Source organism: Streptomyces griseus subsp. griseus, assembly GCF_003610995.1.
Lineage (GTDB): Bacteria > Actinomycetota > Actinomycetes > Streptomycetales > Streptomycetaceae > Streptomyces.
In genome coordinates this window covers 6,130,727-6,155,377 of record NZ_CP032543.1, presented here as the reverse complement: position 1 = coordinate 6,155,377, position 24,651 = coordinate 6,130,727, and the positions used below count along the sequence as shown (strand labels likewise).

General features: G+C 72.2%; 20 protein-coding genes and 2 pseudogenes. 5 read left to right on the top strand and 17 right to left on the bottom strand.

The genetic code is table 11. From position 1 onward, the window contains the following. Nucleotides 1-174 precede the first annotated feature (174 nt). From D6270_RS27615 to D6270_RS27600, 4 genes are read left to right on the top strand one after another with little or no spacing between them, the layout of a single operon-like run. Nucleotides 175-1,290, top strand: a complete 1,116-nt coding sequence (locus D6270_RS27615; RefSeq protein WP_109162986.1) for an ABC transporter substrate-binding protein — start codon at nucleotides 175-177, stop codon at nucleotides 1,288-1,290. Nucleotides 1,291-1,347: 57 nt separating this feature from the next. After that, nucleotides 1,348-2,139 (top strand): ABC transporter ATP-binding protein, encoded by a 792-nt coding sequence (locus D6270_RS27610; RefSeq protein ID WP_109162987.1) that lies wholly within the window; start codon nucleotides 1,348-1,350, stop codon nucleotides 2,137-2,139. Next, on the top strand, nucleotides 2,126-3,052 hold the full coding sequence (locus D6270_RS27605) for an ABC transporter permease (protein WP_109162988.1): 927 nt from the start codon (nucleotides 2,126-2,128) through the stop codon (nucleotides 3,050-3,052). Before D6270_RS27610 ends, D6270_RS27605 begins: the two co-directional genes overlap by 14 nt. An 8-nt stretch (nucleotides 3,053-3,060) precedes the next feature. Continuing rightward, on the top strand, nucleotides 3,061-3,813 hold the full coding sequence (locus D6270_RS27600; protein ID WP_109162989.1) for a sirohydrochlorin chelatase: 753 nt from the start codon (nucleotides 3,061-3,063) through the stop codon (nucleotides 3,811-3,813). Between the two features lie 6 nt (nucleotides 3,814-3,819). Here D6270_RS27600 and D6270_RS27595 read toward each other — a convergent pair whose 3' ends face one another. The 14 genes and pseudogenes from D6270_RS27595 to D6270_RS27525 all read right to left on the bottom strand — a co-directional run bounded on the left by D6270_RS27595 (nucleotide 3,820) and on the right by D6270_RS27525 (nucleotide 19,947). Further along, nucleotides 3,820-4,437, bottom strand: a complete 618-nt coding sequence (locus tag D6270_RS27595) for a mycothiol-dependent nitroreductase Rv2466c family protein (RefSeq protein ID WP_109162990.1) — start codon at nucleotides 4,435-4,437, stop codon at nucleotides 3,820-3,822. A gap of 314 nt (nucleotides 4,438-4,751) precedes the next feature. Then, nucleotides 4,752-5,585 carry an ABC transporter ATP-binding protein gene (locus D6270_RS27585; protein WP_109162992.1) on the bottom strand — a complete coding sequence of 278 codons (834 nt, stop codon included), beginning with the start codon at nucleotides 5,583-5,585 and terminating at the stop codon, nucleotides 4,752-4,754. Nucleotides 5,586-5,588: 3 nt separating this feature from the next. Next, complete coding sequence (locus tag D6270_RS27580; RefSeq protein ID WP_204117045.1) at nucleotides 5,589-6,692, bottom strand: FecCD family ABC transporter permease; 1,104 nt, start codon at nucleotides 6,690-6,692, stop codon at nucleotides 5,589-5,591. Further along, nucleotides 6,689-7,714: a FecCD family ABC transporter permease gene (locus D6270_RS27575; RefSeq protein ID WP_109162994.1), complete on the bottom strand. Its 1,026-nt coding sequence runs from the start codon at nucleotides 7,712-7,714 to the stop codon at nucleotides 6,689-6,691. The genes D6270_RS27580 and D6270_RS27575 overlap by 4 nt, the downstream gene beginning before the upstream one ends. A 100-nt stretch (nucleotides 7,715-7,814) precedes the next feature. Continuing rightward, complete coding sequence (locus D6270_RS27570; protein ID WP_109162995.1) at nucleotides 7,815-8,873, bottom strand: iron-siderophore ABC transporter substrate-binding protein; 1,059 nt, start codon at nucleotides 8,871-8,873, stop codon at nucleotides 7,815-7,817. 51 nt (nucleotides 8,874-8,924) lie between these two features. Beyond that, a pseudogene (locus D6270_RS27565) lies at nucleotides 8,925-10,807 on the bottom strand (ABC transporter ATP-binding protein). Next, nucleotides 10,804-12,492 carry an ABC transporter ATP-binding protein gene (locus tag D6270_RS27560; RefSeq protein WP_109162997.1) on the bottom strand — a complete coding sequence of 563 codons (1,689 nt, stop codon included), beginning with the start codon at nucleotides 12,490-12,492 and terminating at the stop codon, nucleotides 10,804-10,806. Before D6270_RS27560 ends, D6270_RS27565 begins: the two are co-directional and overlap by 4 nt. A gap of 235 nt (nucleotides 12,493-12,727) precedes the next feature. Further along, nucleotides 12,728-13,111, bottom strand: a complete 384-nt coding sequence (locus tag D6270_RS27555; RefSeq protein WP_109162998.1) for a nuclear transport factor 2 family protein — start codon at nucleotides 13,109-13,111, stop codon at nucleotides 12,728-12,730. Further along, nucleotides 13,104-13,652, bottom strand: a complete 549-nt coding sequence (locus tag D6270_RS27550; RefSeq protein WP_109162999.1) for a DUF1697 domain-containing protein — start codon at nucleotides 13,650-13,652, stop codon at nucleotides 13,104-13,106. Before D6270_RS27550 ends, D6270_RS27555 begins: the two co-directional genes overlap by 8 nt. Nucleotides 13,653-13,782: 130 nt before the next feature. Then, complete coding sequence (locus D6270_RS27545; RefSeq protein ID WP_109163000.1) at nucleotides 13,783-14,988, bottom strand: S8 family peptidase; 1,206 nt, start codon at nucleotides 14,986-14,988, stop codon at nucleotides 13,783-13,785. Between the two features lie 533 nt (nucleotides 14,989-15,521). Further along, nucleotides 15,522-16,746, bottom strand: a pseudogene (gene mgt, locus D6270_RS27540) (macrolide-inactivating glycosyltransferase). Between the two features lie 30 nt (nucleotides 16,747-16,776). Then, nucleotides 16,777-18,099: an ABC transporter substrate-binding protein gene (locus D6270_RS27535; protein WP_109163002.1), complete on the bottom strand. Its 1,323-nt coding sequence runs from the start codon at nucleotides 18,097-18,099 to the stop codon at nucleotides 16,777-16,779. Further along, nucleotides 18,099-18,938: a carbohydrate ABC transporter permease gene (locus tag D6270_RS27530; protein WP_109163003.1), complete on the bottom strand. Its 840-nt coding sequence runs from the start codon at nucleotides 18,936-18,938 to the stop codon at nucleotides 18,099-18,101. The genes D6270_RS27535 and D6270_RS27530 overlap by 1 nt, the downstream gene beginning before the upstream one ends. Before the next feature lie 70 nt (nucleotides 18,939-19,008). Continuing rightward, the gene (locus tag D6270_RS27525; protein WP_109163004.1) at nucleotides 19,009-19,947 is read right to left on the bottom strand and encodes a carbohydrate ABC transporter permease; all 939 of its coding nucleotides are present in this window, start codon (nucleotides 19,945-19,947) and stop codon (nucleotides 19,009-19,011) included. Nucleotides 19,948-20,072: 125 nt separating this feature from the next. Here D6270_RS27525 and D6270_RS27520 point away from each other — a divergent pair, with 125 nt between their 5' ends. After that, nucleotides 20,073-20,939 (top strand): phosphotransferase, encoded by an 867-nt coding sequence (locus D6270_RS27520; RefSeq protein WP_109167249.1) that lies wholly within the window; start codon nucleotides 20,073-20,075, stop codon nucleotides 20,937-20,939. 174 nt (nucleotides 20,940-21,113) lie between these two features. On the opposite strand, the gene D6270_RS27515 is transcribed toward D6270_RS27520, so the two are convergent. From D6270_RS27515 to D6270_RS27505, 3 genes are all read right to left on the bottom strand, one after another. Further along, on the bottom strand, nucleotides 21,114-22,004 hold the full coding sequence (locus D6270_RS27515; protein ID WP_109163005.1) for a S1 family peptidase: 891 nt from the start codon (nucleotides 22,002-22,004) through the stop codon (nucleotides 21,114-21,116). Between the two features lie 338 nt (nucleotides 22,005-22,342). Further along, entirely contained in the window at nucleotides 22,343-23,056 is a 714-nt protein-coding gene (locus tag D6270_RS27510; RefSeq protein ID WP_109163006.1) for a 3'-5' exonuclease, read from the bottom strand. A 149-nt stretch (nucleotides 23,057-23,205) separates the two neighbouring features. Beyond that, nucleotides 23,206-24,441, bottom strand: coding sequence for a DUF5919 domain-containing protein (locus D6270_RS27505; RefSeq protein ID WP_109163007.1), 1,236 nt, complete (start codon nucleotides 24,439-24,441; stop codon nucleotides 23,206-23,208). Between the last annotated feature and the right edge of the window lie 210 nt (nucleotides 24,442-24,651).

Here is a 24,651-nt window from a genome sequence, read left to right as displayed (position 1 = left end):
GGCAGCGGCCAGGGAGGCGTGGGGCGATGTGCGTGATGACGTACGCGCACCGCTTGCGCGCCCACCCGCACCACCCGCGCCGCCCGTACCGCCGAAGACCTGCCGATCTCCCGGCCGCGCCCCCCTGACCATCAGCGGGACGCGAGCACCGGGCCAACGAGAGGAAAGCCTCCCGTGCCTGCCCCCCGTTCCACCCTTCGCCGCTCCATAGCCGCTGTCGCGGCGCTGCCGCTGCTCGCCCTGGCCGCCACCGCCTGCGGTTACGGTTCCGACGCCAAGGACGACGACGCGAAGAAGGCGAACGTCTCCAGCGGAGAGAAGAGGCTCTCCGCGGACACCGTGAAGATCGGCTACTTCCCGAACCTCACGCACGCCACCGCCCTGGTCGGTATCCAGGAAGGCACCATCCAGAAGGAGCTGGGCGGCACCAAGGTCGAGTCCACGACCTTCAACGCCGGCCCCTCCGAGATCGAGGCGCTGAACGCCGGATCGATCGACATCGGCTTCATCGGCCCCTCCCCCACCATCAACGCCTACGTCAAGTCCCAGGGCAAGGGGCTGCGGATCGTGGCCGGTGCGGCCTCCGGCGGGGTGAAGCTGGTCGTCAACCCGGAGAAGATCAAGACCCTGGACGACCTCAAGGGCAAGAAGATCGCGACCCCGCAGATCGGCAACACGCAGGACGTGGCCTTCCTCAACTGGATCTCCGAGAAGGGCTGGAAGGTCGACCCGCAGAGCGGCAAGGGCGACGTCTCCGTGGTCCGCTCGGACAACAAGGTGACGCCCGACGCCTACAAGTCCGGTTCGCTGGACGGCGCGTGGGTCCCCGAGCCGACCGCGTCGAAGCTGGTCTCCGAGGGCGCGAAGGTGCTTCTCGACGAGAAGGACCTGTGGCCGGACAAGAAGTTCGTGATCACGCACATCATCGTGTCGCAGAAGTTCCTCGACCAGCATCCCGATGTCGTCGAGGCCGTGGTCAAGGGTTCGGTCTCCACCAACAAGTGGATCAACGCCAACCCCGAAGAGGCCAAGGCGTCCGCCAACAAGGCGCTGGAGAAGCTGAGCGGCAAGCCGCTGCCCCAGGAGATCCTCGACCCGGCGTGGGAGTCCATCGAGATCACCGACGACCCGCTGGCCACCACGCTCAAGACGCAGGCGGGGTACTCGGTGAAGGCCGGTCTGCTCCAGGACCCGAAGCTGGAGGGCATCTACGACCTGGGCCCGCTGAACAAGATCCTCAAGGCTGACGGCCGGCCCGAGGTCTCCGACGCCGGTCTCGGCGTCAAGTAGCCCGCCCGCCCGTATCCGGATCCATCGGATACCCAGGATTCCCAGGAGGTGACGACCATGGCGACCACCACCCTCACCAAGGCCGAGGACCGTAAGACGGTCGAGTACGCCGCCCGTCTCGCGCACGTCTCGAAGTCCTTCGCCGGACCCACGGGGCAGCAGCTCGTCCTGGACGACATCACCCTCGATGTCGCTCCGGGTGAGTTCGTCACCCTCCTGGGAGCCTCCGGGTGCGGTAAGTCGACGCTGCTCAACCTGGTGGCCGGACTCGACCGCCCGTCCGCGGGGTCCATCGAGACCCCCGGCGGGCGGCCGGCCCTGATGTTCCAGGAGCACGCCCTCTTCCCGTGGCTGACCGCGGGCAAGAACATCGAACTGGCCCTGCGGCTGCGCGGGGTCCCCAAGAGCGAGCGCCGTACCGAGGCCGAGCGGCTGCTCGAACTCGTCCGCCTCGGGGGTGCGTACGGCAAGCGGGTGCACGAGCTGTCCGGCGGTATGCGGCAGCGGGTCGCGATGGCCCGCGCGCTCGCCCAGGACAGCCAACTGCTGCTGATGGACGAGCCGTTCGCGGCGCTGGACGCCATCACCCGCGATGTGCTGCACGACGAGCTGACCCGGATCTGGCGCGAGACGAACGCCTCGGTCCTCTTCGTCACGCACAACGTGCGCGAGGCCGTACGGCTCGCGCAGCGCGTCGTGCTGCTGTCGTCCCGGCCGGGCCGGATCGCCCGCGAGTGGACGGTCGACATCGAGCAGCCGCGCCGCATCGAGGACACCGCCGTGGCGGAGCTGTCCGTCGAGATCACCGAAGAACTGCGTGGGGAGATCCGCCGACATGGCCAGCACTGACATCACGTCCGGCCGGAAACGGGCGGACGGGACGGCCGGGCCCGTCGACGCGAAGCCCGACGACCTGGCCGGTCTGGAGGCCGGTCTCGACGCCCTGGACGCGGTGCAGATCCGCCGCACCCCGGTGCGCGAGGTCCTGCGGGGCAAGGTGCTGCCGCCCGTGGTGGCGGTGGCGCTGGTCCTGATCGTCTGGGAGCTGCTGGTCCGGGCCGAGGTCACCGAGGTCTACAAGCTGCCGCCGCCGTCCGCGGTGTGGGACAGCGCCAAGGACATGTGGCTCAAGGGCACGCTGCTGGAGGTCGTCTGGACCAGCGTCTCGCGTGGTCTGCTCGGCTTCCTCCTGGCGGTGGCCATCGGTACGCCGCTGGGGCTGCTGGTCGCCCGGGTGAAGCTGGTCCGGGCCGCGATCGGACCGATCCTGTCCGGGCTCCAGTCGCTGCCGTCGGTCGCGTGGGTGGCCCCGGCGGTGATCTGGCTCGGGCTGAACGACAGCATGATGTACGCGGTGATCCTGCTGGGCGCGGTGCCCTCGATCGCCAACGGGCTGGTCTCGGGCGTCGACCAGGTGCCGCCGCTCTTCCTGCGGGCGGGCCGTACGCTGGGCGCGACCGGCATCCGGGGCACCTGGCACATCGTTCTGCCGGCCGCGCTGCCCGGCTACCTGGCGGGCCTCAAGCAGGGCTGGGCATTCTCCTGGCGCTCGCTGATGGCCGCCGAGATCATCGCCTCCTCCCCCGAACTTGGTCTGGGTCTCGGGCAGTTGCTGGAGAACGGCCGCAGCAACTTCGACATGCCCGGGGTCTTCCTCTCGATCCTGCTCATCCTGTTCGTCGGCATCGCGATCGACCTGCTGATCTTCAGTCCGCTGGAGCGGTGGGTGCTGCGCAGCCGAGGCCTTCTCGTCAAGAACTGAGTCACGCCATGTCCCACCCCGTCCTCCTGGTCATCGCCCACGGCAGCCGCGACCCCCGGCACGCCGCGACCGTGCACGCCCTCACCGAGCGGGTGCGGGCGCAGCGGCCGGGGCTGCGCGTGGAGACCGGGTTCCTGGAGTTCAACGCCCCCTCCGTGCCCCGGGTGCTGGAGCGCCTGGCCGCGGAGGGGGTGGATGAGGTCATCGCCCTGCCGCTCCTGCTCACCCGGGCGTTCCATGCCAAGACCGACATCCCCTCGGTCCTGCGCGAGGCCCGCGCCCGGCTGCCGAGGCCGCACATCCGGCAGGCCGACGTCCTCGGCCCGTCCCCGCTGCTCAACGCCACCCTGGGGCGGCGGCTGCGGGAGGCCGGGGTCCACCCCGGCGACCTCCCCCGGACCGGGCTCGTCCTGGCCTCGGCGGGATCCTCCGACCCGGAGGCGATCGCAGTGATCGCTGAAATCGCGCGGGAGCTGCGGCACACCGGTTGGTGCGCCGTGCGGCCTGCGTTCGCCTCCGCATATCTCCCCCGCACCGAGGACGCGATACGTTCCCTGCGCGCCGAGGGCGTGGAGCGGGTGGCGGTGGCGCCGTACGTCATCGCTCCCGGCCGGCTCCCGGACCGTATCGCGGCGGGGGCCGAGGCGGGCGGTGCGGATGTGCTGGCCGATGTGCTGGGCCCGGCACCGGAGTTGGCCCGGCTGCTGCTGGACCGTTACGACGAGGCGCGGGTGCCGGTGGGGGCGTCGCTGTCGGCGTGAGGCTCGCTACTCGTAGGACAGGCCGCCCGACCGTGCGCGCTTGAGCTCGAAGAAGCCCTCGTGGTTGGCGAGCACCCGGAAGCTGTCGAAGAGTTCGGCCGCCTTCTCGCCGCGCGGGATCGCGTTCAGGACCGGGCCGAACCAGACCGTGCCGTCGACGTGGATCGTCGGGGTGCCCACGTACGCGTCCTGCTCCGGATCCTTGCCGGCATCGTGGCCGCGGGCCACCGCCTCGTCGTACGCCGTCGAGTGCGCGGCCTCCGACAGCGCGGCGGGCAGGCCCAGTTCGGCGAGGGAGGCGGCGATCACCGCGTCGAAGTCCTCCTCCTTGCCCTGGTGGATGCGGGTGCCGAGTGCGGTGTAGAGGTCCCGCAGGACTTCGTCGCCGTGGGCGGCGGCCGCGGCGACGGCCACCCGGACCGGGCCGATCGACTTGTCGACCAGCTCGCGGTACCAGGGGGCCAGTTCGTTGTCCTGGTTGTGCAGGTACAGGCTCATGGGGCGGAAGCGGAGGTCGAGGTCGCGCAGCTGCTCCACCTCCAGGATCCAGCGGGAGGCGATCCAGGCGAACGGGCAGGCGGGGTCGAAGAAGAAGTCGACGGTCGTACGGTCGTGGGTGCTCATGGATGCGAGCCTAGGCGGCGATTGGCGCGGACTCCCGGGCCAATCGTGGTCCGGTGCGGTGGGCCATTCCGGGCGATCCACCGGACGCCGCCGGAGGACGGGTCCCGCGGATCCAGGCCGATCCGAGGCCCGGGGAGCAGGAGCGGCTGAGGGAGGTCGCGGGCACGATCCGGACGCCCCGGCCGGCCGCCGGCCGGAACACGAACGCGTGCGCGGTCTCGACGGTGGCGTACCACCGCTCCATCATCGAGATGGCGTCGGCCGGCATCCGGGCCGGGACGGGCTGCCGTACGTGCGCGAGGTGCGGCGGCCCGTCAGGCGAGGGTCTTCCCGGGCCCGTCCGGCTCCGGGGTGTGGTGGCGGCCGACCGGGATCACCAGCGGGGTGCGGCTCACCGGGTCCGTGGCCACCTGGCAGCGGAGGCCGAAGACGTCCTCGACGGTTCCGGCCGTGATGACGTCGGCGGGGGCGCCCTCGGCGACGATGGCGCCCTTCTTCATCGCGATGACGTGATCGGCGTACCGGCAGGCCTGGTTGAGGTCGTGCAGGACCATGACGATCGTGCGCCCCTCGCGGCGGTTGAGGTCGACGACGAGGTCCAGGACGTCGATCTGATGGGCGAGGTCGAGGTACGTCGTCGGCTCGTCCAGGAGGAGGACCGGGGTGCCCTGGGCGACGGCCATGGCGATCCAGGCGCGCTGGCGCTGGCCGCCGGAGAGTTCGTCCACCGCACGGTCGGCCAGGTCGGTGGTGCCGGTGGCGGCGAGCGCGTCGTGCACCGCCTGCTCGTCGGCCTTGGTCCACTGCCGCCACCACGTCTGGTGCGGGGAGCGGCCCCGGTTCACCAGGTCGATGACGGTGAGGCCCTCGGGGGCGACCGGCGACTGCGGCAGGATGCCCAGCCGCTGGGCCAGCTCCCGGGTGGGGATGGAGTGCAGGGCGCGGCCGTCCAGGCTGACCGCCCCTTCGCGAGGCGCCAGCAGCCTGGCCAGGGCGCGCAACAGGGTGGACTTCCCGCAGGCGTTGGCGCCGACGATGGCGGTGATCCGGCCCGGCGGAACGGCGAGGTCGAGGCCGGAGACGACGGCCCGGTCGTCGTAGCCGAGGTGCAGGTCCTGGGCCCTCAGGTCGGGTTCGGCGGTGGACATCGGTCAGCCTCCTGAGCCCGCGCGGTTGACGCGGATGAGCAGCCAGAGCAGCACCGGGGCGCCGAGCACTCCGGTGACGATCCCGACGGGCAGTTCGGTACCGGGGATCAGTTCGCGTGCCAGGACGTCGGACGCGAGGACGATGACGGCGCCGGTGAGCCCGCCGGCGAGCGGGGGCGGCCAGGCCGTCCGGCAGAGCCGCTGCGCGATCTGCGGGGCGGCGAGCGCCACGAACGCGACGGGTCCGGCGGCCGCCGTGGCGAAGGCGACCAAGCCGACGCCGGTGAGCAGGACGGTGAGGCGGACGGCCTGGACGCGGGTGCCGAGCCCCTTGGCGACGTCGTCGCCGAGTTGCAGCGTACGCATCAGCCGGCCGATCAGCAGGGCGGCCGGCACCAGCACGACGAGCGAGGCGGCGAGGGGCGCGGCCTGTTGCCAGTCGCGGCCGTTGAGGTTGCCGACGAGCCAGCCGAGTGCGGCCTGCGCCTGGAAGCGGCCGCCCCGGGCGAGCAGGAAGTCGGTCATGCTGAGGCAGACCCAGGAGACGCCGATGCCGACGAGGATGATGCGGTAGCCGGTGGTGCCGCGCCGCCAGGCGAGCCCGTAGACGAGGAGTGCGCTGGCGAGGGCGCCGAGCAGGCCGAGGGCCTGGGTGCCGAGGCCGAAGTCCCAGCCGAGCACGATGCCCGCGACCACCGCGGTCCCGGCGCCCTGGGTGAGGCCGATCATGTCGGGGCTGGCGAGCGGGTTGCGGGTCATCGTCTGGAACAGGGCCCCGGACATGCCGAACGCGATGCCCGCGAGCAGCCCGGTCATGGCGCGGGGCAGCCGCAGTTCCTGGACGACGAGGAGGGTGCCGGGGTCGCCGGAGCCGGTCAGCGCGCGGGCGACGTCGGTGAGGGGGATGCCGTACTCGCCGATGGAGACGTTCCAGCACAGCGCCACGAACACGGCGACGACGAGCCCCGCGCAGACGGCGAGCTGGCGGGGGCGCAGGGTGCCGGAGACCGGCGGGAAGGCCAGGCGGAAGGGGCGGGCGGCGGTCTTTCCGGCCGGATCACCGGCCCCGGTGCTCTTCGGGTTCAGGGAGTGCGTGGTCACGGTCATACCTCCGCGAGCCGGCGTCGGCGGACCAGGGCGATGAAGAAGGGTCCGCCGATGAAGGCGACGATGATCCCGGCCTGGACCTCCACGGGCCGGGCGATCACCCGGCCGAGGATGTCCGCGCCGAGCAGCAGCCCGGCGGCCAGCGCGGCGGAGAGCGGCAGCAGCCAGCGGTGGTCCGGGCCGAGGCCGGCGGACTGGGCGAGGGCCCGGGCGACATGCGGGACGACCAGGCCGATGAAGACGACCGGGCCGATCACCGCGACCGCCGCCCCGGTGAGCAGGGTGACGGCGACGACGCCTTGGAGACGGACGAGGCCGAGCTTGCGGCCGAGCGAGGCGGCCACGTCGTCGCCGAGGGCGAGGCTGTTGAGGGCGGGCGCGCTCGCCACCGCGAGGAGGGCGCCGAGGCCGAGGAAGGGCAGGATGCGCAGCACGGTTGAGGCGTCCTGGTTGGCGAGCGAGCCCGCCGACCAGAAGCGGAAGCGGTCCAGCGCGGCCGGGTCGGTGAGGACGACGGCGCTGGTCAGCGAGGAGAGTACGGCCGTGACGGCGACCCCGGCGAGGGCCAGCTTCACCGGTGTCGACCCCGAACGCCCCATCCGCCCCAGCAGATAGACGACGATGCTCGCCGCCATCGCCCCGGCGAACGCGAACCAGATGTAGCCGAGCAGCGAGCCGATCCCGGCGACCCCGGCGGCCAGCACGATGGCGAAGGCGGCACCGGCGCTCACCCCGAGGATGCCCGGATCGGCCAGCGGGTTGCGGGTCAGCGCCTGCATCACACAGCCGGAGAGCCCCAATGCGGCACCGGCGGCCAGCCCCAGGGCCGTACGCGGGACGCGCACCGACCAGATGACGTCCTCGACGCGGGGCCCGGTCGGGCGGCCGGCGAGCGCCTTGAGGACCTCGCCGGGCGGGATCTGGAGGGCGCCGAGACCGAGCGAGAGCAGGCAGAGCACCACCAGCACGGCGGCGAGCACGGCCACGAGCAGGGCGGGGCGCCATCGGGCGGGGCGGGTCACGGGGCTAGCTCCACGGTCCGGTTCCTCAGGGGCGGTGGGGGGGGTGGTGCGGTCCGGCCCGCCGCGCGGCGGGCCGGACCGGGGGTATCGAGGAGAGGCGTCAGGACGCGGGCTGGACGACCTTCGTCTCCGGCTTGCCGTCGACGGCGGCCGACAGCATCGGGACCAGGCGGTCGACGGTGTACGGGATGCTCAGCGGGGTCACGAAGGAGATGGCGCTGCCGAAGTGGCTGCTCTCCTTGATCATGACCTCGCGCCCCTCCTTGACCGCGTCCAGCTTTCCGTAGAGCGGGTCGGCGTGGAGCTTCTTGGTGTCCTTGGCCGGGTCGGCGAGAAGCCAGGCGACGGCGTCCGTGTCGAGGAGGTCGGTGCGCTCCTTGCTGATGTTGGCGCCGAACGACTCACCGACGACCTGGTCGAGGCCGGCCGGCAGCTCGAAGCCGAGGCCGGTCAGCATGCGCGAGCGGTTGTCCTGCGGGCCGTAGACGTACATGCCCTCGTACGGGGTGGCCATGACGGCCGTCTTCCCCTTGAACTCCGGGTGCGCGGCGGCGGCGTCGGCGATGTGCTTCTCGGTCTTGGCGACCAGCGCCTTCGCCTCGTCGCTCCTGCCGAGCGCCTTGCCGACCTGGGTGGTCTGGTCCTGCCAGGAGATCCCCCAGTCCGCGCCTTCCTTCGGCTGGGCGACGACCGGAGCGATCTTGGAGAGGGTGCGGTACTGGTCCTTGGTGAGGCCCGAGTACAGCGCGAGGATCAGGTCGGGGCGGAGGGAGGCGATCTTCTCTACCTGGGGGCCGGTGCCGTCGTCGTGCAGGACGGTGGGGCGCGCCTTGTCGCCGAGCGCCTTCTCGGCCCACGGGCCGATGGCGCCCTTGAACTCGCCGAACCACTCGGTGGTGCCGACCGGAACCTTGCCGAGGGCGAGCACCGCGTCCTGGTCGGAGAGGCCGACGGTGACGATGCGCTGCGGGTCGTTCTTGACGGTGGTGGTGCCGTACTTGTGGTCGAGGGTGACCGGGAAGGCCCCCTTCGGCGCGCTGTCGCCGGACGGCGCGGCCTTGTCGTCGCTCTCGCCGGACCCGCAGGCGGCGGCTCCGAACAGCAGCAGGGCGGACGCGGCCACGGCGGTCAGCCGGGTGCGCTGGGACATGCGGGACATGGCGGGATTCCTTAGGGAGGGTGGGCGTGGCGGGGGACGGGGGCGTGGGGGTCAGAGGTGGGGTGCGGCGCGGCTGCCGGACCAGGCGTGCCAGAGGACCGCGTACGGGCCGTCGGCGGTGCGCAGTTCGTCGTGGGTGCCGCTCTCGACGACCCGGCCGGCCTCCAGCACCACGATCCGGTCGGCGGCGACGGCCTGGGTGAGGCGGTGGGCGACGACCAGCGCGGTGCGGCCGGAGAGGGCGGACTCGGCGGAACGCTCCAGGGTCCGGGCGCCCGCACTGCCCGCCTCGGCGGTCGCCTCGTCGAGAACGGCGACCGGGGGGTCGGCCAGGACGAGCCGGGCGAGGGCGAGTTGCTGGGCGCGGGCGGGGTCGAGGCGGTGACCGCCCTCCCCTACGACGGTGGCGAGCCCGTCGGGCAGGGCCTCGGCCCACTCCAGCGCGTGCACGGTGGCGAGGGCGGTGCGCAGGTCGTCGTCGGTGGCGCCGGGGCGGGCGAGGCGGAGATCCTCGGCGAGGGTGCCGGTGAAGACGTGGACCTCCTGGGTGACCAGGACGACGGAGGGGGCGGGCGGGGTCGGGGTGTTCGGTGCGCCAGGTGCGCTCGGTGCGCTCGGTGCACCAGATCCGCTCGGTGCGCCCCCTGGGCCCGCTGGGCCTGATGCGCCCACTGGCTCCTCTGTGCTCGCCGCCACGGTGACCGTGCCGCCGGTGGGTTGCTGGACGCCCGCGACGAGCCGGGCCAGGGTGGACTTCCCGGCCCCGCTGGTCCCGACGAGCGCCACGTGCTCGCCCGCGCGGAGGGTGAGGGAGACCTCATGGAGGACAGTGCGGCCGGGGCCGTACGCGTGGCTCACGGCATCGACGGTGACGGCCGCCTCGGACGTGCTCCCGGTCCGCTGATGCGGCAGCCGTACCGCGCTCTCCTCCAGATCGGTCACCCCGACCAGCCGCGCCAGTCCGGCCGCCGCCGACTGCGCGTCGTCCAGCAGTACGAGGGCGGCGTTGACGGGTCCGAAGAGGCTGTGGAAGTAGAGCGCGGCGGCCGTCGCCGTACCGATGGAGACCGACCCGTCGCGGACCAGGAAGAACCCGGTGACCAGGACGGCGGCCAGCCCGATGTACTCCGCGATGTGCAGCCGCGCGTAGAAGCCCAGCACCAGGTGCACGCTGCGCATGGTCAGGTCGACGGCCCGGCGCGAGCGCGCCGCGGTCTTCTCGGTGTGCTGCTCCTCCAGCCGGTGGCCGCGTACGGTGACCGCTCCCCCGATGGTCTCCAGGAGCTGTTGCTGCTGGGCTCCGTTGGCTACCCGCTGGTCGGCGTAGACCGTGGTGGCCCGGCGTACGTACCAACGTGCCGTGAGCGCCTGGACCGGTACGGCGAGGAGCGCGGCGAGGAGGAACCGTACGTCCAGCAGGGCCATCGCCCCGAGGGTCAGCAGGATCGCGAGGACCGAGCGGGCCATCTCGGGAGGGCGGAGCGGACGGCCTCCGCGACCCGGGCGACGTCTCCGGTGACCCGGGCGGTGAGGTCGCCCGCGCCGGCGCGCTCCAGGCGGTCGGCGGGGAGTCGGAGGGCGCGTTCGACGAACCGCTCGCGCAGCCGGGCCAGTACGGTCTCGCCGAGCCGGGCGATCTGGGTCAGGCCGAGCGTGGTGGTGAGGCCCTGGACGACGGCGACCGCGAGGAGGAGGACGACGGGCAGGGTGAGGGCGTCGGCGGGGCGGCCGTCGGCGACGATGTCGACGATACGGCCTAGCAACGGCTGGACCAGAAGCCCGACGGCGGTGGCGCCGACCAGGACGCCGAGGCCCAGGATCGCGCGGCCCCGGTCGGGGCGGATCAGGGTGCGCAGGGCGGCCCGGGTACGGGCTCCCGTGGCGATGGGCAGCAGCTCGGCGCTGTCGTCGGCTGTACCCGTGGGGGTCGTCATGTGAGCACCGCCGTGCGGTAGACGGGATGGTCGCGTACGAGGTCCTCGTGCGGGGCCTCGGCGGTGATGGTGCCACCGTCGATGAGGACGACGCGGTCGGTGGCGGCGAGGAGCGCGGGGCTGCTGGTGACCAGGACCGTGGTGCGGCCGGTGCGGGCGCGGCGGATGCCGGTGGCGATCCGGGCCTCGGTGGCGGCGTCGACGGCGGTGGTCGGGTCGTGGACGACCAGGACCGGGCGGTCGGCGGCGAGCGCGCGGGCCAGGGCGACGCGCTGGCGCTGGCCGCCGGAGAGGGAGCTGCCGCGCTCGCCGATCCGCCCGGCGGTGCCGCCGGGCAGGGTGGCGGCGACCTCGTCGACGGCAGCGGCGGCCATGGCCGGCTGCGGGTCGGCTCCGGCGGGGGCGGCGGCCGTGACGTTGTCGAGGAGGGTGCCGTCGAAGAGCTGGGCGTCGTGCTCGGCCACCAGCAGCGCGGAGCGCAGGGCGGCGGGGGCGAGTTCGGTGACGGGTGTGCCGTCGAGTTCGACGCGTCCCCGGTCGGGGTCGCAGCGGCGGGCGAGGCAGCGGAGCAGGGTGGCCGCGTCGGCGGTGTCGGTGACGACGATGCCGAGGTGTTCGCCGGGCCGGACTATGAGGTCGATCCCGTGGAGCCCGGCGTGGCCGAGGCCGTGCAGGCGCAGCTCCCCGGAGGAGGGGCCCGGCTCCGTGGTGCCGCCGGTGGTCTCGCCGGGCGCGGCCAGCACGTCGGCGATGCGGGCGGCGGAGGCCCGGGCCTTGGCGAGTTCGGCGCCGACCCAGGCCAGTACGGCGATCGGTCCGGGCAGGAAGAGGGCGAGGCCGACGGCTGAGACGAGAGCGCCGAGGCCGATGGAGCCGCTGAGCACCAGGCGGCCGCCGACGAGGGCGACCAGGGCGATGAAGGCGCCGGTGAGGGTGAGCATCAGGCCGGTCTGGAGGGCGGCGGCACGGGCGGCGCGCACGTTGGCCTCGCGGGATGCCTGGCTGGTGGAGCGGTACCGGGCGACGGCGGCGCTTTCGGCCCGGAGCCCCTTGAGTACGCGGACCCCGGCGACCAGGTCGGCCGCGACCCCGGAGGCGTGGGCGGCGCGCTCCTGTTCGGCCTGGCTGCGGTGTTCCAGGGGGCGGGCGAGGTAGTGGCCGAGCGCCATGAGGACGGGGGCGCCGATCAGGACGAGGAGCCCGAGGGGGACGGAGGCGCGGAGCAGGAGGACCGCGCCCGCGACGACTCCGACGACGGCGGCGATGCCGAGGGTGAGGGCCATGTTGAAGGCCCCGACCCGCCGGGCGTCCTCGGTGGCCACGTTGACCAGGGCGCCGGGCGGCCGTCCGGCCTCGGCGCCGCCGTGCGGGGCGAGGACCCGGCGTACGACATCCAGGCGCAGCCGGTGCGCGGCCTGTTCGGCGGCGCGCTCACCGGCCCGGGCGCCGAAGCGGAAGCCGTACGAGAGCATCGCGTAGACGACGGCGAGGACGACCAGCCACAGGGCGAGCGCTCCCCCGTCGGGGCGGACCACGGCCCGGTCGACGATCAGGCCGATGAGTACGGGGACGAGCGCTTCGCCTGTCTGGTGGGCGGCGCCCAGCAGCGAACCGACGACGACGTCCCGGCGCTGCCCCGCGACGGCGCGGCGGATGACACCGCGCCCGGACCTGTCAGCCCCCACTCACCTACTCCTCAGCGTGTACCGGACAAGAGCGGAGAGGCGACTTCCAGCCACCGTTCTCCAGCCAAACGAAGGCAAGGCTAACCTGCATCCGCTGCGCCCGGGACCCCCGCCCCCTGCAAAGTCCCCGGCCACGGGTCCCACGGCCCGGGGCAGGCCCGTGGGACCGGGCGGGTCAGACGGTGCCGGTGCGGCGGCTCTTGAGGAACCACCGCAGACCGCCGCCCGGGAAGGCTCAGTCCTCGGCGAACGGGTCGTCGACGAACGGGGTCGCCTGGTGGAAGTAGAGCCGCCACCCCGACCCGGTCAGCCGCCACAGGGAGCTGCGGTGCGAGCACAGCCCCCTGGACTCGGTGTCGAAGGTGAGGTGCACCAGGTCCGAGCCGAGCTCCGCGCCCCGCATCCGGGACGCCGTCAGCGGGCCGGGGCGCGGGCCGTCGGGCGCGGTGAGCGCCTCGATGATCGACTCCCGGGTCCAGGACCGTCCGCTGGTGCCGATCTCCCGGTACTCGGGGTGGAGCAGAGCGGCGAGGAGATCCACCGAGGCGCGTACCAGCGGGTCCAGCAGGCGGAGTTCGCCTTCGATGGCTGCGGCCACGGCGGGCGACGGCTCAGACACGGGTCATCTCCACGAGCTTCGCCACGGTGTTCCAGTTGCGGGTGGTGGCGGTGCGGCCCTCGGTCAGCCGGGGGCGCGCCAGCGCTTCGGCCAGCTTGGAGCGGCCCAGCCCGTCAGGGGCGTACAGGTAGAGGCAGCGGTCCCCGAGTTCGAAGGCCTCCGGCCGATAGGCCTGGGCGTCGAGTGCGGCGAAGCGCCCGGCGTCCACGGCCCGGTCGAAGTAGGTGACGTGGAGCTGCTTGCCCTCCAGCTCGGCGGCCGGGTAGGGGCAGGCCTCGGCGACGGCGGCGAGATAGGCGTGGCCGCGGACGACGCAGCCGACGGGGAATCCGAACCGCTCCTCGATGGCTTCCTCCAGGGCGGTGGCCAGCGCGTCCTCGTCCTGGTCGGCGGTGCGGAAGACGGCGTTGCCGCTCTGCAGGTGGGTGGCGATGTCGGTGTGGCCCAGCTCGCCGAGCACGGTGCGCAGTTCCGGCATCGGGACCCTCTTGTGGCCGCTCACGTTGATCCCGCGCAGCAGCGCCGCGTACTTCGTCGTCATGGCCCTACACACTAGAGCGATCCCTCCTCCGGCGCGCAGCCGCCGCGCCCCGTGGGGGAGGACGCGGCGGCTGCTGTGCGCGAGGGAGTCCGGACGGTGACGGTGGGGCGCCACCGTCCGGCAGCGGGTCCTACTCGACGATCTTGAGGAGCTTGTTCGCCGTGCCCTCGGTCGCGTCGGAGATGGCGTCCGGGGTGGCTCCCTCGGTGAGCGCCTTGGCGACCTCCTCCGGGGTGGCGTCCTGGTTGCCGGCCAGGTAGACGGCCGCCGCGCCGACGACGTGCGGGGTCGCCATGGACGTACCGGAGATGGTGTTGGTGCCGGTGTCGCTGTCGTTCCAGGTCGACGTGATGTCCGAGCCCGGGGCGTAGATGTCCACGATGGAGCCGTAGTTGGAGAACGAGGACTGCTTGTCGTCCTCCGTGGACGAGGCGACGGTGATCGCCTCGGGGACGCGGGCGGGCGAGACCTGCCCGGCGTCGCTGGACTCGTTGCCCGCGGCCACACCGAAGGTGACACCCGCGGCGATGGCCTTCTGGACGGCCGCGTCGAGGGCCGGGTCGGCACCGCCGCCGAGGCTCATGTTGGCGACGGAGGGGCCGGACGCGTTGGCGGCGACCCAGTCGATCCCGGCGACGACCTGCTCGGTGGTGCCCGAGCCGTTGTCGTCCAGGACGCGGACGGCGACGATCTTGGCCTTCTTGGCGACGCCGTGCTCGGCCCCGGCTATGGTGCCCGCCACGTGGGTGCCGTGCCCGTTGCCGTCGTCGGCGTCGTCGTCGTTGTCGACGGCGTCGAAGCCCGAGGTGGCGCGCCCCTCGAAGTCCTCGTGGGTGACGCGGACACCGGTGTCGATGACGTACGCCGTGACGCCCTCACCGGCGGTGTCGGGGTAGGTGTACGCGTTGTCGCCCGCGGTCTCGGTCTGGTCGATGCGGTCCAGACCCCACGACGGGGGGTTCTCCTGGGTGGCGTTGATGCTGAACTTCTTGTTCTGCACCACCTTGGAGACGGCCGGGTCAGCGGCGAGGCGCTTGGCTTCGGTCTCCGAAAGGCCGCTGGCGGAGAAGCCGTTGATGCTGGAGGAGTAGTTGCGCTGGAGCTTGCCGCCGTACTCCTTGGCGAGCTTCGACTTGTCCGCCTTCTCGCCCAGCATGACGATGTAGCTGCCGGAGACGGCGGTCGCGGCGTCCGCGCCGTAGACCGTGCCCATGGGAGCCGGCGCGGCTCCGGCGAACGAGGTTCCGAACAGCGTTACTCCGGCGGCGGCTGCCACGGCGGTGATCGCGGCGGTCAGCTTGGTCCGGCGGGTGGTGGTGCGCTGGTGCTTGGCCATGAAGAGGGGCCTCCTCGTCAATCTCTGTGGGGGGATTGACCTCCGGCCGGAAGATCTCCGGGGGTTGGCTCGAAACCCTGACCGATTGACGAGCACAGATCAAGACCCCCTTGCATCTGTGACTTACTCAACAAGGTTTCGGAATACGAAATCGGCCACGACGGCTCACTGCGGACGGCAGGCGCCGACACACCGTCAACGACGGCGGATCGGCGGTCCGGTAAGCAGCTCCCGCTCAAGAAAATGCCAGCTCACAGCGGTTCACGACCCTGAACGCCACCGCCCGGCTCACCCCCGGACGCCCGAGTTCCGGCACCACGGGGTGCACCTGGGCATGCGTGAAGACATGTGAACGTGCGTGAAGAAGTGCGCGAGAGGGGTGAAGTCCCTGCGGACATGTGGAGTCACCCAGGGGTGCGTGCAGATGCAACGACCACCGGCAGCGCACGGACGAACGCCCCGCCGCGGGCACCGCGCTGTACGGCGGGGCGAGGAGGGCGGACAACGTCCGGATACCAGTCCGACCGATCCGCTCAGAGCGACAGTTCGGCCTCGATGAGATCGGCCGCCCGGAGCGTGCCGCCCTCTTCACGCATCTGTTCGCGCAGCCGGGCGGACCGTTCCGCCACCTCCGGATCGCCGACCAGGGCGAGCACCGCCTCGCGCAGCGTCGCCGCGTCGGCCTCCTCCATCGGGACATGCCGGGCCACACCGAGCGCCTGGAGCATGTCGGCGTTGCCGAACTGGTCGACGGCCTGTGGCACCGCCACCATCGGCGTCCCCGTGGCGAGCCCCTCCTGGCTGCCGCCCGCCCCGGCATGGGTGATGAAGGCATCCGCCTGCCGCAGCACCGCCAACTGCGGCACCCACGCGTGCACTTCCACATGCTCCGGTACGTCACCGAGCTCGGCCGGGTCGACATGCGCACCGATCTGGAGCACCACGTGCCAGCCGGGCAGATCCCGGAAGGCGGCGACACACTCCCGGTAGAAGGCGGGCTGCTTGGTGAACGAGGAGCCGAGCGAGACCAGGAGCACTTTCTCGGCCCCGGCCGGCCGCACCCACTCCCCCTGGTCGGCGCGGTCGCCCTGGCAGGCGCCGACGAAGGTGTACCTCGCGCGGTCCACCCGGTCCGCGTGGGGCTGGAGCGCCTCGGGGATCAGCACGAGGCCGCGGCGCGGCCGGGCCACGAAGTCGTCGCTGGAGACATGGCCGAGGCCGTTGGCGGTGAGCCAGTCCGCGAACCGCTCGTAGTACGCCTTGCCGCGCCCGGTCTGCCGCAGATCAGCGGCCATCGGCTCGCCGACCTCCTCCGCGTACCCCTCCCAGGGCACCAGGTTGGGCCAGAGGGAGATGGCGGGCACGCCCCAGCGATGGGCGAGGACGCGGGCGGGATAGGAGGTGATGTCGTGCAGGACAAGGGCGGGTTCGTCACCGTCGAAGGCGGCGATCAGCTGCGGGAGGGCCTGGATGGCGTCGTCGAGGAAGGGTTCGATGTTGTCGATCAGCTCGGTGCCCCAGGCCTCGGGGTCGTCGTCCGTCGGCAGGGTCGAGGTGTAGATCACCGGCTCGGCGCCGGTGGCCGCGACCTTGCCGGCGAACGGGGCGGGGATGGCGTAGCTGACGCGGTACCCACGGCCGACGAGCTCTCGGATGACATCGAGGCTCGGGTTCACATGCCCGTGGGCGGCGATGGAGAACATGGCGATGTGGGCACGCGGCGATTCGGTCATGTCTCTCACCGTAAGCGAGACGCAACGTCTCGTCTAGTCTTTTGCGGTCTCCCCGTCAGCGCCGGTTCGATTCCCTCCACCGGCGCTGATAGCGGGCCAGGACCCGGTTCCCGTCATCGACCAGCCGTTTGCGCAGCTCATCGGTGGTGATCGCGCCGCTGTAAAACCCCTGGAGGGCCGGGGTCGCCACCTTGTCCTTCCACTCGGGGTAGCCGCGGACGGTCTGCGCGGGCGCCGGGCGCAGGTGCTGCGCGAGCGCCGTCCCGGTGGCCCAGCCGTGGTCGGCGGTGTGCAGGGAGGGGTGGGCCAGGGCGGTGGTGCCGGTGGGGAGCATCCAGTCGCCCCGGGCCAGGCGGACCATGTTCGGTGGCCGCAGCAGGAAGTCGATGAAGGCGACGGCCTCTTGCTTGTGCGGGCTGTCCTCGGCGACGGAGAGGGTCTGCGGGCTCACCCCCTGGGTCAGCCCTCCGCTGCCCGCCGGGGCGGGCAGGACCGTCCACGCGAACCCTTCGGGGGCCTGTTCGACGATCTGCTGGCGGTAGGCGAAGCCGAGCGGGAGCATGGCGTACCGGCCGCCGAAGAAGCCGGGCAGGGCGTCCGAGCCGCCCATCCCCAGCGCCGTACGGGCCGCGCTGCGGTCGGAGTTGACCTGGTCGCGGATGGTGCCGGCCACCACCCGGTCGCCCTCCTCGAAGCGCAGCTCGGCCTTGCCGTCCGGGTCGCGGTGGAAGAGCTGCCCGCCGCCGGAGAGGCCCAGGTTGAGGGTGACGGAGACGGGTTCCTTGAGCGGCCAGGCGACCCCGTAACGCCCTGTGCCCGTCAGCTCCTTGCTGACCTGGCGGAACTCCGCCCAGCTCCAGGGCCGCTCCGGCGTCGGGATCCGCACGCCCGAGGCCTTCAACAGCTTCGTGTTGGCGATCAGCACGCGGGGCTCCTGGAGGAACGGAACTCCGTAGACCCCGCCGTCGAAGGTGGTGGTGCGCCAGGACTGCTCGGGGATGTCGGCCTTCAGCCGCTCGGGCAGGAGGGGGCGGAGATCGGTGAGGTAGCCGCCGTACGCGAAGTCGGCGAGGTCGTCGGAGGCGTCGTGGATGATGTCGGGCGCCTCGCCGCCCTCGAAGGAGGTGAGCAGCTGGTCGTGGACGTTGTCCCAGCTGCCCTGGACATAGTCCACCTGTACGCCGGGATGGGCGGCGTTCCACTCCTCCACCAGCTGCTTGTTGGCGTCCACGGACTCCTTCTGCCAGGCCAGCGACTGGAACCTGAGCCGGATGGTGCCGTCGGCGTCGCGCCCGTCATCGGCGGACGAGCAACCGGTGAGGAGGAGGGCGAGGACGGTGGCGGCCGCTGCGGCCCGCCGGGTCAGGGCGCGGCGCATCAGCCCCTCACCGCCCCGGCTGTCATCCCGCCGGTGATCCGCCGCTGGATGAAGGCGAAGAGGAGGAGAGAGGGCAGCGTGGCGAGAAACGCGGCGGCGGCCAGCGGCCCGAGGTCGGCCACGCCCTCCGCGCCGAGGAAGTGGGTGAGGATGACCGGCAAGGTCTGCTTCTCCGGGGTCTTGAGGAGAACGAGCGCGAAGAAGAACTCGTTCCACGCGGTGATGAACGCGAAGAGTGCGGTGGCGACGATTCCGGGGGCGAGCAGCGGGGCGACGACCGAGACGAGCGTCCGCACGCGGCCCGCCCCATCGACGGCGGCGGCCTCCTCCAGCTCGGCCGGCACGGCCCGGACATACCCGGCGAGCATCCACAGCGCGAAGGGCAGCGACCAGACGACATAGACCAGGATCAGCCCCCACAGCGTGTTGATCAGCTGCAGGTTCTTCAGCACCAGGAAGAGCGGAATGATCACCAGCACGAACGGGAACGCCTGGCTGACCACGACCCACCCGGTGGCGGCGGTGGCGAGCCGGCCCCGGTGGCGGGCCATCACATAGGCCATCGGGGTCGCGATGACGACCGCGATCAGGGCGGCTGAGACGGCGGCGATCAGCGAGTTGGCGGCCGCCTGGAGCAGCGGCTGCTCGTCGAAGGCCTGGCGGAAGTTGCCGAGGGTGGGGTGCTCGGGGATCCAGGTGGGGTGCAGCGAGCCCAGTTCGCGGGCGGGCTTGAAGGCGGTGGAGAGCAGCCAGAGGAAGGGGAAGGCCAGGAACACCAGGTACGCGAGGAGCGCGAGGTACTGGCCGGTGCGGGCTGCCCTGCTGGTGGGAAGACTCATCGCGTGCCGCCTTTCCTGAGGAAGCCTCTCCTGGGGACGCCTCTCCTGGGGACACCGCCCCTGAGGATGCTCATCGCTCCTCGCCTCCTCCTCTGATGCGGCCGACGAGGTAGCAGGCGAGGATCACGGAGATCACCGCGACCATCACACAGCCCATGGCGGCGGCGTACCCGAACTGTCCGTAACGGAAGGCCTCCTCGTACGCGAAGAGCATCGGCAGCCGGGTCCGCCCGCCGGGCCCGCCGCTGGTCAGCACGTAGACGAGGGCGAAGGAGTTGAAGTTCCAGATCAGATTGAGCGCGCTGATGGCGAGCGCGATGGGTTTGATCGCGGGCCAGGTGACCGTGCGGAACCGGCGCCAGGCGCCCGCCCCGTCCAGAGCCGCCGCCTCGTGGAGTTCGTGCGGGGTGTTCTGGAGTCCGGCGAGCAGGGCGACGGTGGTCTGGGGCATGCCCGCCCAGATGCCGACGAGGATGACCGCGGGGAGCGCGGTGACCAGGCCGGTGAGCCAGTCCCGGCCGTCGCCGAGGCCGAGGTCGCGGATGGTCTCGTTGAGGATGCCCGCGTCGGGGTTGTAGACCAGACGCCACATGATGCCGACGACCACCTCGGGCATCGCCCAGGGGATGATCGCCAGCGCCCGGGCCAGCCAGCGCATCCGCAGCCTCTGGTTGAGGAGCAGGGCGAGGCCGAGGGCCAGGAGGAACTGCGGGACGGTGACACCGAACGCCCACAGGAGCCCGATCCGGAACGAGTCCCAGAACAGGGTGTCGTGCAGGAGGTCCTGGAAGTTGAGGGTGCCGATCCACCGGGTGGGGCGGGTGCGGCCGGACTGGGCGTCGGTGAAGGCGAGGGCGATGCCGTAGAGGAGCGGGCCGGCGCTGAGGATCAGGATGGGGAGGAGGGCGGGCAGGACGAGGAACCAGGCCGCCCGGTCCCGGGCGGCGTCCGCCGGTCCGTTACGTGGGTGCTTCGGCCCGGACCGCCTCTTCGCGGTCACCGATGTCACGAATAACCCTTCTTCATCACCTAGGAGGCTTTCATCCCGTTCTGGCCGTCCGGTCGGCCTTGGTCATCGTGCTGACGGGCCGCCGGTTCGTCAAGGTGGCCTGCGCGGATGCGAAAATCGCACCCATGGACGAGATGCGTGCGCGTGAGGTGCTGACGGTCGCCGGATTTCCGGGCGCGGCGGAGCTGCTGGCGCTGGGCGAGAACGCGGTCTTCGCGGCCGGCGGTCTGGTGGTGAAGGTCGGCCGGGACGCGACCGGCCATCCGGAGCTGACGGCCCGGGCGGAGCGGGAGGTGGCGGTCGCCGAGTGGCTCGCCGCGTCGGGCGTCCCGGCCGTGCGGGCCGCCGAGAACCGGGTGCGCCTGGTGGAGGGCCACCCGGTGACGGTGTGGCAGCGCCTGCCCGACCCCGTACGCCCCGCCGAACCGCGCGACCTGGCGCCTCTGCTCTCCCGGGTGCACGCGCTCCCGGCCCCGGCGGGCTTCACGCTCCCGCGCCGGGAGCTGCTCGGCGGGGTGGAGCGCTGGCTGACCCTGGCGGGCGACACGATCGACCCGGTCGACGCCGACTACCTCCGGGCCCGCCGCGACGGGTTCGCGGTCGCGGCCGCTGCCCTGACCCCGCACCTGCCGCCGGGTCCGATCCACGGCGACGCGCTCCCCCGCAACGTGCATGTCGGCCCCGAGGGACCGGTCCTGGTCGACCTGGAGACCTTCTCCACGGACCTGCGGGAACACGACCTGGTCGTCCTGGCCCTCTCCCGCGACCGCTACGGCCTGCCCGCCGCGGCCTACGACGCGTTCACGGCCGCGTACGGCTGGGACGTACGGGAGTGGGAGGGGTGCGCGGTCCTGCGCGGCGCCCGCGAAACGGCCAGCTGCGCCTGGGTCGCCCAGCACGCCCCGGCCAACCCGAAGGCGCTCACGGAGTTCCGCCGCCGGGTGGCCTCACTGCGCGAGGGGGACGCGGAGGTCCGGTGGTACCCCTTCTGAGCGAGGCGTGCGGGCAGGACTCCGGGCGAGGCTTCGGCGCAAAGCTCCCAGCGAGGCCTCCCTGGACGAGGCCGGGCCGGGCGTGTCCGACAACGCACACTGTCCCCGCCGGCGGACCGGGCGGGGACAGTGCTCAGGGCCGATGGCGCAAGACCCTGGCCGGTGCGGAGGTGATCAGATGATGCTCACACCGTAGGCGCTGAGCGCCTCGGTGACGGGCTGGAAGAACGTGGTGCCGCCGGAGGAGCAGTTGCCGCTGCCGCCGGAGGTGAGACCGAGCGCGGTGCTCCCGGAGAAGAGCGCGCCGCCGCTGTCGCCGGGCTCGGCGCAGACGTTGGTCTGGATCAGACCGGAGACGATGCCGTCGGCACCGTAGTTGACGGTGGCGTTGAGGCCGGTGACCGAGCCGCCGTGCAGGCCGGTGGTGCTGCCGCTGCGCTGGACGGACTGGCCGACCGAGGGGTCACCGGCGCCGGTGATCTCCTGGTAGCTGCCGTTGTAGAGGTAGACACGGCCGTCGGCCGCGCCGGGGTCGGAGTGCTGGATGATGCCGTAGTCGTTGCCGGGGAAGCTGGATCCGGCGGTGGTGCCGATCGACCACGAGCTGCCGATGTTGGTGCAGTGACCGGCGGTCAGGGCGTACTTGGTGCCGGCGCCGTCCTGCACGTTGAAGCCCAGGGAGCACCGGGCCCCACCCGTGGTGATGGCCTCGCCACCCGCGATGAGCTTGGAGAACTTACCGGGGGTGTGCTTGACCACGAGAGCGTCGGCGTTCCCGCCGGCCTCGTTCTCGATCTTGGCGATCTCGGCCTTGGTCACCGTGCTGTCGACGGTGACGACGACCTTGCCCGACTCGGCATCGACGTACCAGGCGGTGCCGCCGATGTCGGCGGTGCGCACGGAGTCGGCCGTCCGGTTGAGCTCGGTGGCGCTGAACGTCTTCGGGGCGGGCTGGGCGGACGCGGTGGCGGCGGGGATGACCAGTGCCGCCGCGGCGGCGAGGCCGGTCGCCCCGGCGATGAGTCGTGCTCGTCTCGACATGCTGTGGGGGTGAGAGAGTCGCACTGCAAGTCCTCCAGATCGTGGGGGGAACTCGGGGGCGTTTGGGTGGACGCCCATGACACGCCATCGGGAACACGATCAAGCCGACGTGTCCCTGACAACGTTATTCATGCTGGGTAGATGAGCGCGCCCACACAAGCCCCCGGGACGGTCGTGGCCGAGAAGTGGTTGCCTCGCGCGATCCAGACACCACCAAACTGGCGGATTAGCGACCACAGAAGGAGGGGAGATGGCGGAAAACGATCGGTGGAGTTCCGCCGGACCAGAAGATCGGCTTGGACATCAGGGCCGGAGAAACGGTCTCCCCCGCCGCGAGCCGACGTCGGGCCACCGCCCGCCGTTCACCTGCTCCGCGGGATCATCGGCCACGCCTGCTCCACCACCGCTGCCGGGTTGGCCGTGCGGCGGAGGTAGGCCTGGAGCGAGGCGGACTGTTCGGCGGCCGCGCGGACCTGGAGGGCGTGCAGCTCGGCCGGGGGCAGGGCGCTGACCGGGCGGTGGCGCTCGCCCATCCGCCGGACCACACGGACCGCCGCCACCGCGTCGGCGGTCGCGTCATGGGCGTCGGAGAGGGTCACGCCGTAGTGCTCGCACAGGGCTTGGAGGGCCCTCTTGCCCTTGCGGTACCTGTCCACGTGCTTGTCGATGACCAGGGGATCGATGACCGGCGAGGGCACCCCGCCGATCCGCTCGTCGACCGACTCCACCCCGTACCTCGCGCATTCGCGGTCCAGGAGCGAGAGGTCGTAGCGCGCGTTCATCACCACCAGCGGCACCCCGGAGCGGAGCACCTCGGCGACCGCGTGGGCGATCTCCTCGACGGCCGAGGCCGCCCGGGCGCCGTGCTTGCGGGCGTGGTCGGTGCCGATGCCGTGGATCGCGGACGCCTGCTCGGGTATCGCCACCCCCGGGTCCAGCAGCCAGCTCCGCTGCTCGGCGACCATGCCGTCCGGCTCCAGCCGGACCAGCGCGGCGGTGACGATCCGGTCGGTCTCGACGTCGGTCCCCGTCGTCTCCAGGTCGAAGCCGACCAGCGGTCCCTGATGCCAGCTCATCCCGATACCTCCTTCGTGGCGCTCCCCCGTGGTGCTCTCCCCCGAGTGATGACCACCTTCGCACGCAGCACTGACAACGGCGGGGACGGGTGGCGGGAGCCCCGCGACACCGGGACGTCAGCCCTCTGCCACCGGGCGCGAGTCCGCCCCTATGACACCGGGCGCGAGTCCGTCCAGACCGACTCGAACTCCTCACGGTAGGTCTCGAAGAGGCCGTGCTCGCTGTCCTGCCCGGCCCGCACCACCGTGCGCCGCCCGCCGCCGCGCAGCACCAGCACCGGCGCCTCCATGCCCCGGGCCCGCCGCAGATAGGGCTGGACGACACCGACCGCGTCCGACCCGTCGCCGTCCACCAGGTAGGCGGTGAAGCGCGGGGTCTCGTCGAAGACCTGGATCTCGAAGGCGCCCGGGTCGCGGAGCTTGGAGCGGACCCGGCGCATATGGAGGATGTTCATCTCCACCGAGCGGCTCAGCTCGCCCTTCTTGAGGCCCAGTTCCCGCTCCCGGCGCTTGACCGCGCTGCTGGCCGGGTTGATGAAGAGCAGCCTGACCCGGCACCCCGACTCGGCGAGCCGGACGAGCCGGCGGCCGGAGAAGTTCTGGACGAGCAGGTTAAGACCTATACCGATGGCGTCCAGCCGCCGCGCCCCGCCGAACAGGTCCTCGGCGGGCAGCTGGCGCTGGAGCCGGACCCGGTCGGGGTGGACGGAGACCACGTCCGCGTACCGGTCGCCGACCAGCTCCTCCACCGCGTCCACCGGCAGCCGGTCGGCGGACGGCACGCCCGCCCCGCTGCCCAGGATGTCCAGGAGCCGGGCCGAGGCCCGCTCCGCCTGCGCGAGCACCGCCTCGTTCAGCGCCCGGTTCCGGGAGACGACGTTACGGGCCACCTCCAGCTCGTCCAGGGCCAGCTCGACATCCCGCCGGTCGTCGAAGTACGGCTCGAAGCACGGCCAGTGCTGGACCATCAGCTCCCGCAGCTGCGGGAGCGTGAGGAAGCTGAGGACGTTGTCGTCGGCGGGGTCCAGCAGATAGCCCTTGCGGCGCGACACCTCGCGTACGGCGACGGCGCGCTGCACCCACTCCTGGCCGGCCGGTCCGGCCGCGGCCACCACCCAGTCCTCGCCGTGCACCGGCTCGTAGATCGGCCGGAGCACCGCGGCGACGACCGCGCGCAGTCTCTGTTCGACCAGATTCAGCCAGATATAGGCGCGCCCGGCCCGCTGCGCCCGAGTGCGTACCTCGCTCCAGGCCTCGGCGCCCCAGTCCAGCTCCGCGCCGATCTCCATGGGCTGCGCAAGGGACACCGCCCCGGGCGGCGCATCGGTCGGTTCCCCCTCGTGACCTGCGTCACCTGGGGGTAGCTCGAACCCTCCCGAGCTCACCCGCGTACCGCCTTCCACTCCCCCACCCAACGATCAAGGAAGGGTACTCCGGGAGCGGGATCCGGTGCAGCCCGATGGCCGGGCCGGTTTCTCAACTCCCCCTTCTCAGCGGCCTGTTCCTTGCGGCGAGATCGGGTGGAGTGAGCGGATTCATAGTGATTAGGCACCCTGACGAAGGCCGCGTTCCGGACGCCGGCCGGGCGGGCGCGT

What these genes read in the sequence shown, in the direction of transcription:
- D6270_RS27570 (WP_109162995.1), bottom strand. Translation starts at nt 8,873, where the DNA reads ATGTCCCGCATGTCCCAGCGCACCCGGCTGACCGCCGTGGCCGCGTCC.
- D6270_RS27550 (WP_109162999.1), bottom strand. Translation starts at nt 13,652, where the DNA reads ATGACGACGAAGTACGCGGCGCTGCTGCGCGGGATCAACGTGAGCGGC.
- D6270_RS27595 (WP_109162990.1), bottom strand. Translation starts at nt 4,437, where the DNA reads ATGAGCACCCACGACCGTACGACCGTCGACTTCTTCTTCGACCCCGCC.
- D6270_RS27510 (WP_109163006.1), bottom strand. Translation starts at nt 23,056, where the DNA reads ATGAGCTGGCATCAGGGACCGCTGGTCGGCTTCGACCTGGAGACGACG.
- D6270_RS27545 (WP_109163000.1), bottom strand. Translation starts at nt 14,988, where the DNA reads ATGGCCAAGCACCAGCGCACCACCACCCGCCGGACCAAGCTGACCGCC.
- D6270_RS27585 (WP_109162992.1), bottom strand. Translation starts at nt 5,585, where the DNA reads ATGTCCACCGCCGAACCCGACCTGAGGGCCCAGGACCTGCACCTCGGC.
- D6270_RS27520 (WP_109167249.1), top strand. Translation starts at nt 20,073, where the DNA reads ATGGACGAGATGCGTGCGCGTGAGGTGCTGACGGTCGCCGGATTTCCG.
- D6270_RS27530 (WP_109163003.1), bottom strand. Translation starts at nt 18,938, where the DNA reads ATGAGTCTTCCCACCAGCAGGGCAGCCCGCACCGGCCAGTACCTCGCG.
- D6270_RS27610 (WP_109162987.1), top strand. Translation starts at nt 1,348, where the DNA reads ATGGCGACCACCACCCTCACCAAGGCCGAGGACCGTAAGACGGTCGAG.
- D6270_RS27535 (WP_109163002.1), bottom strand. Translation starts at nt 18,099, where the DNA reads ATGCGCCGCGCCCTGACCCGGCGGGCCGCAGCGGCCGCCACCGTCCTC.
- D6270_RS27580 (WP_204117045.1), bottom strand. Translation starts at nt 6,692, where the DNA reads ATGACCGTGACCACGCACTCCCTGAACCCGAAGAGCACCGGGGCCGGT.
- D6270_RS27605 (WP_109162988.1), top strand. Translation starts at nt 2,126, where the DNA reads ATGGCCAGCACTGACATCACGTCCGGCCGGAAACGGGCGGACGGGACG.
- D6270_RS27600 (WP_109162989.1), top strand. Translation starts at nt 3,061, where the DNA reads ATGTCCCACCCCGTCCTCCTGGTCATCGCCCACGGCAGCCGCGACCCC.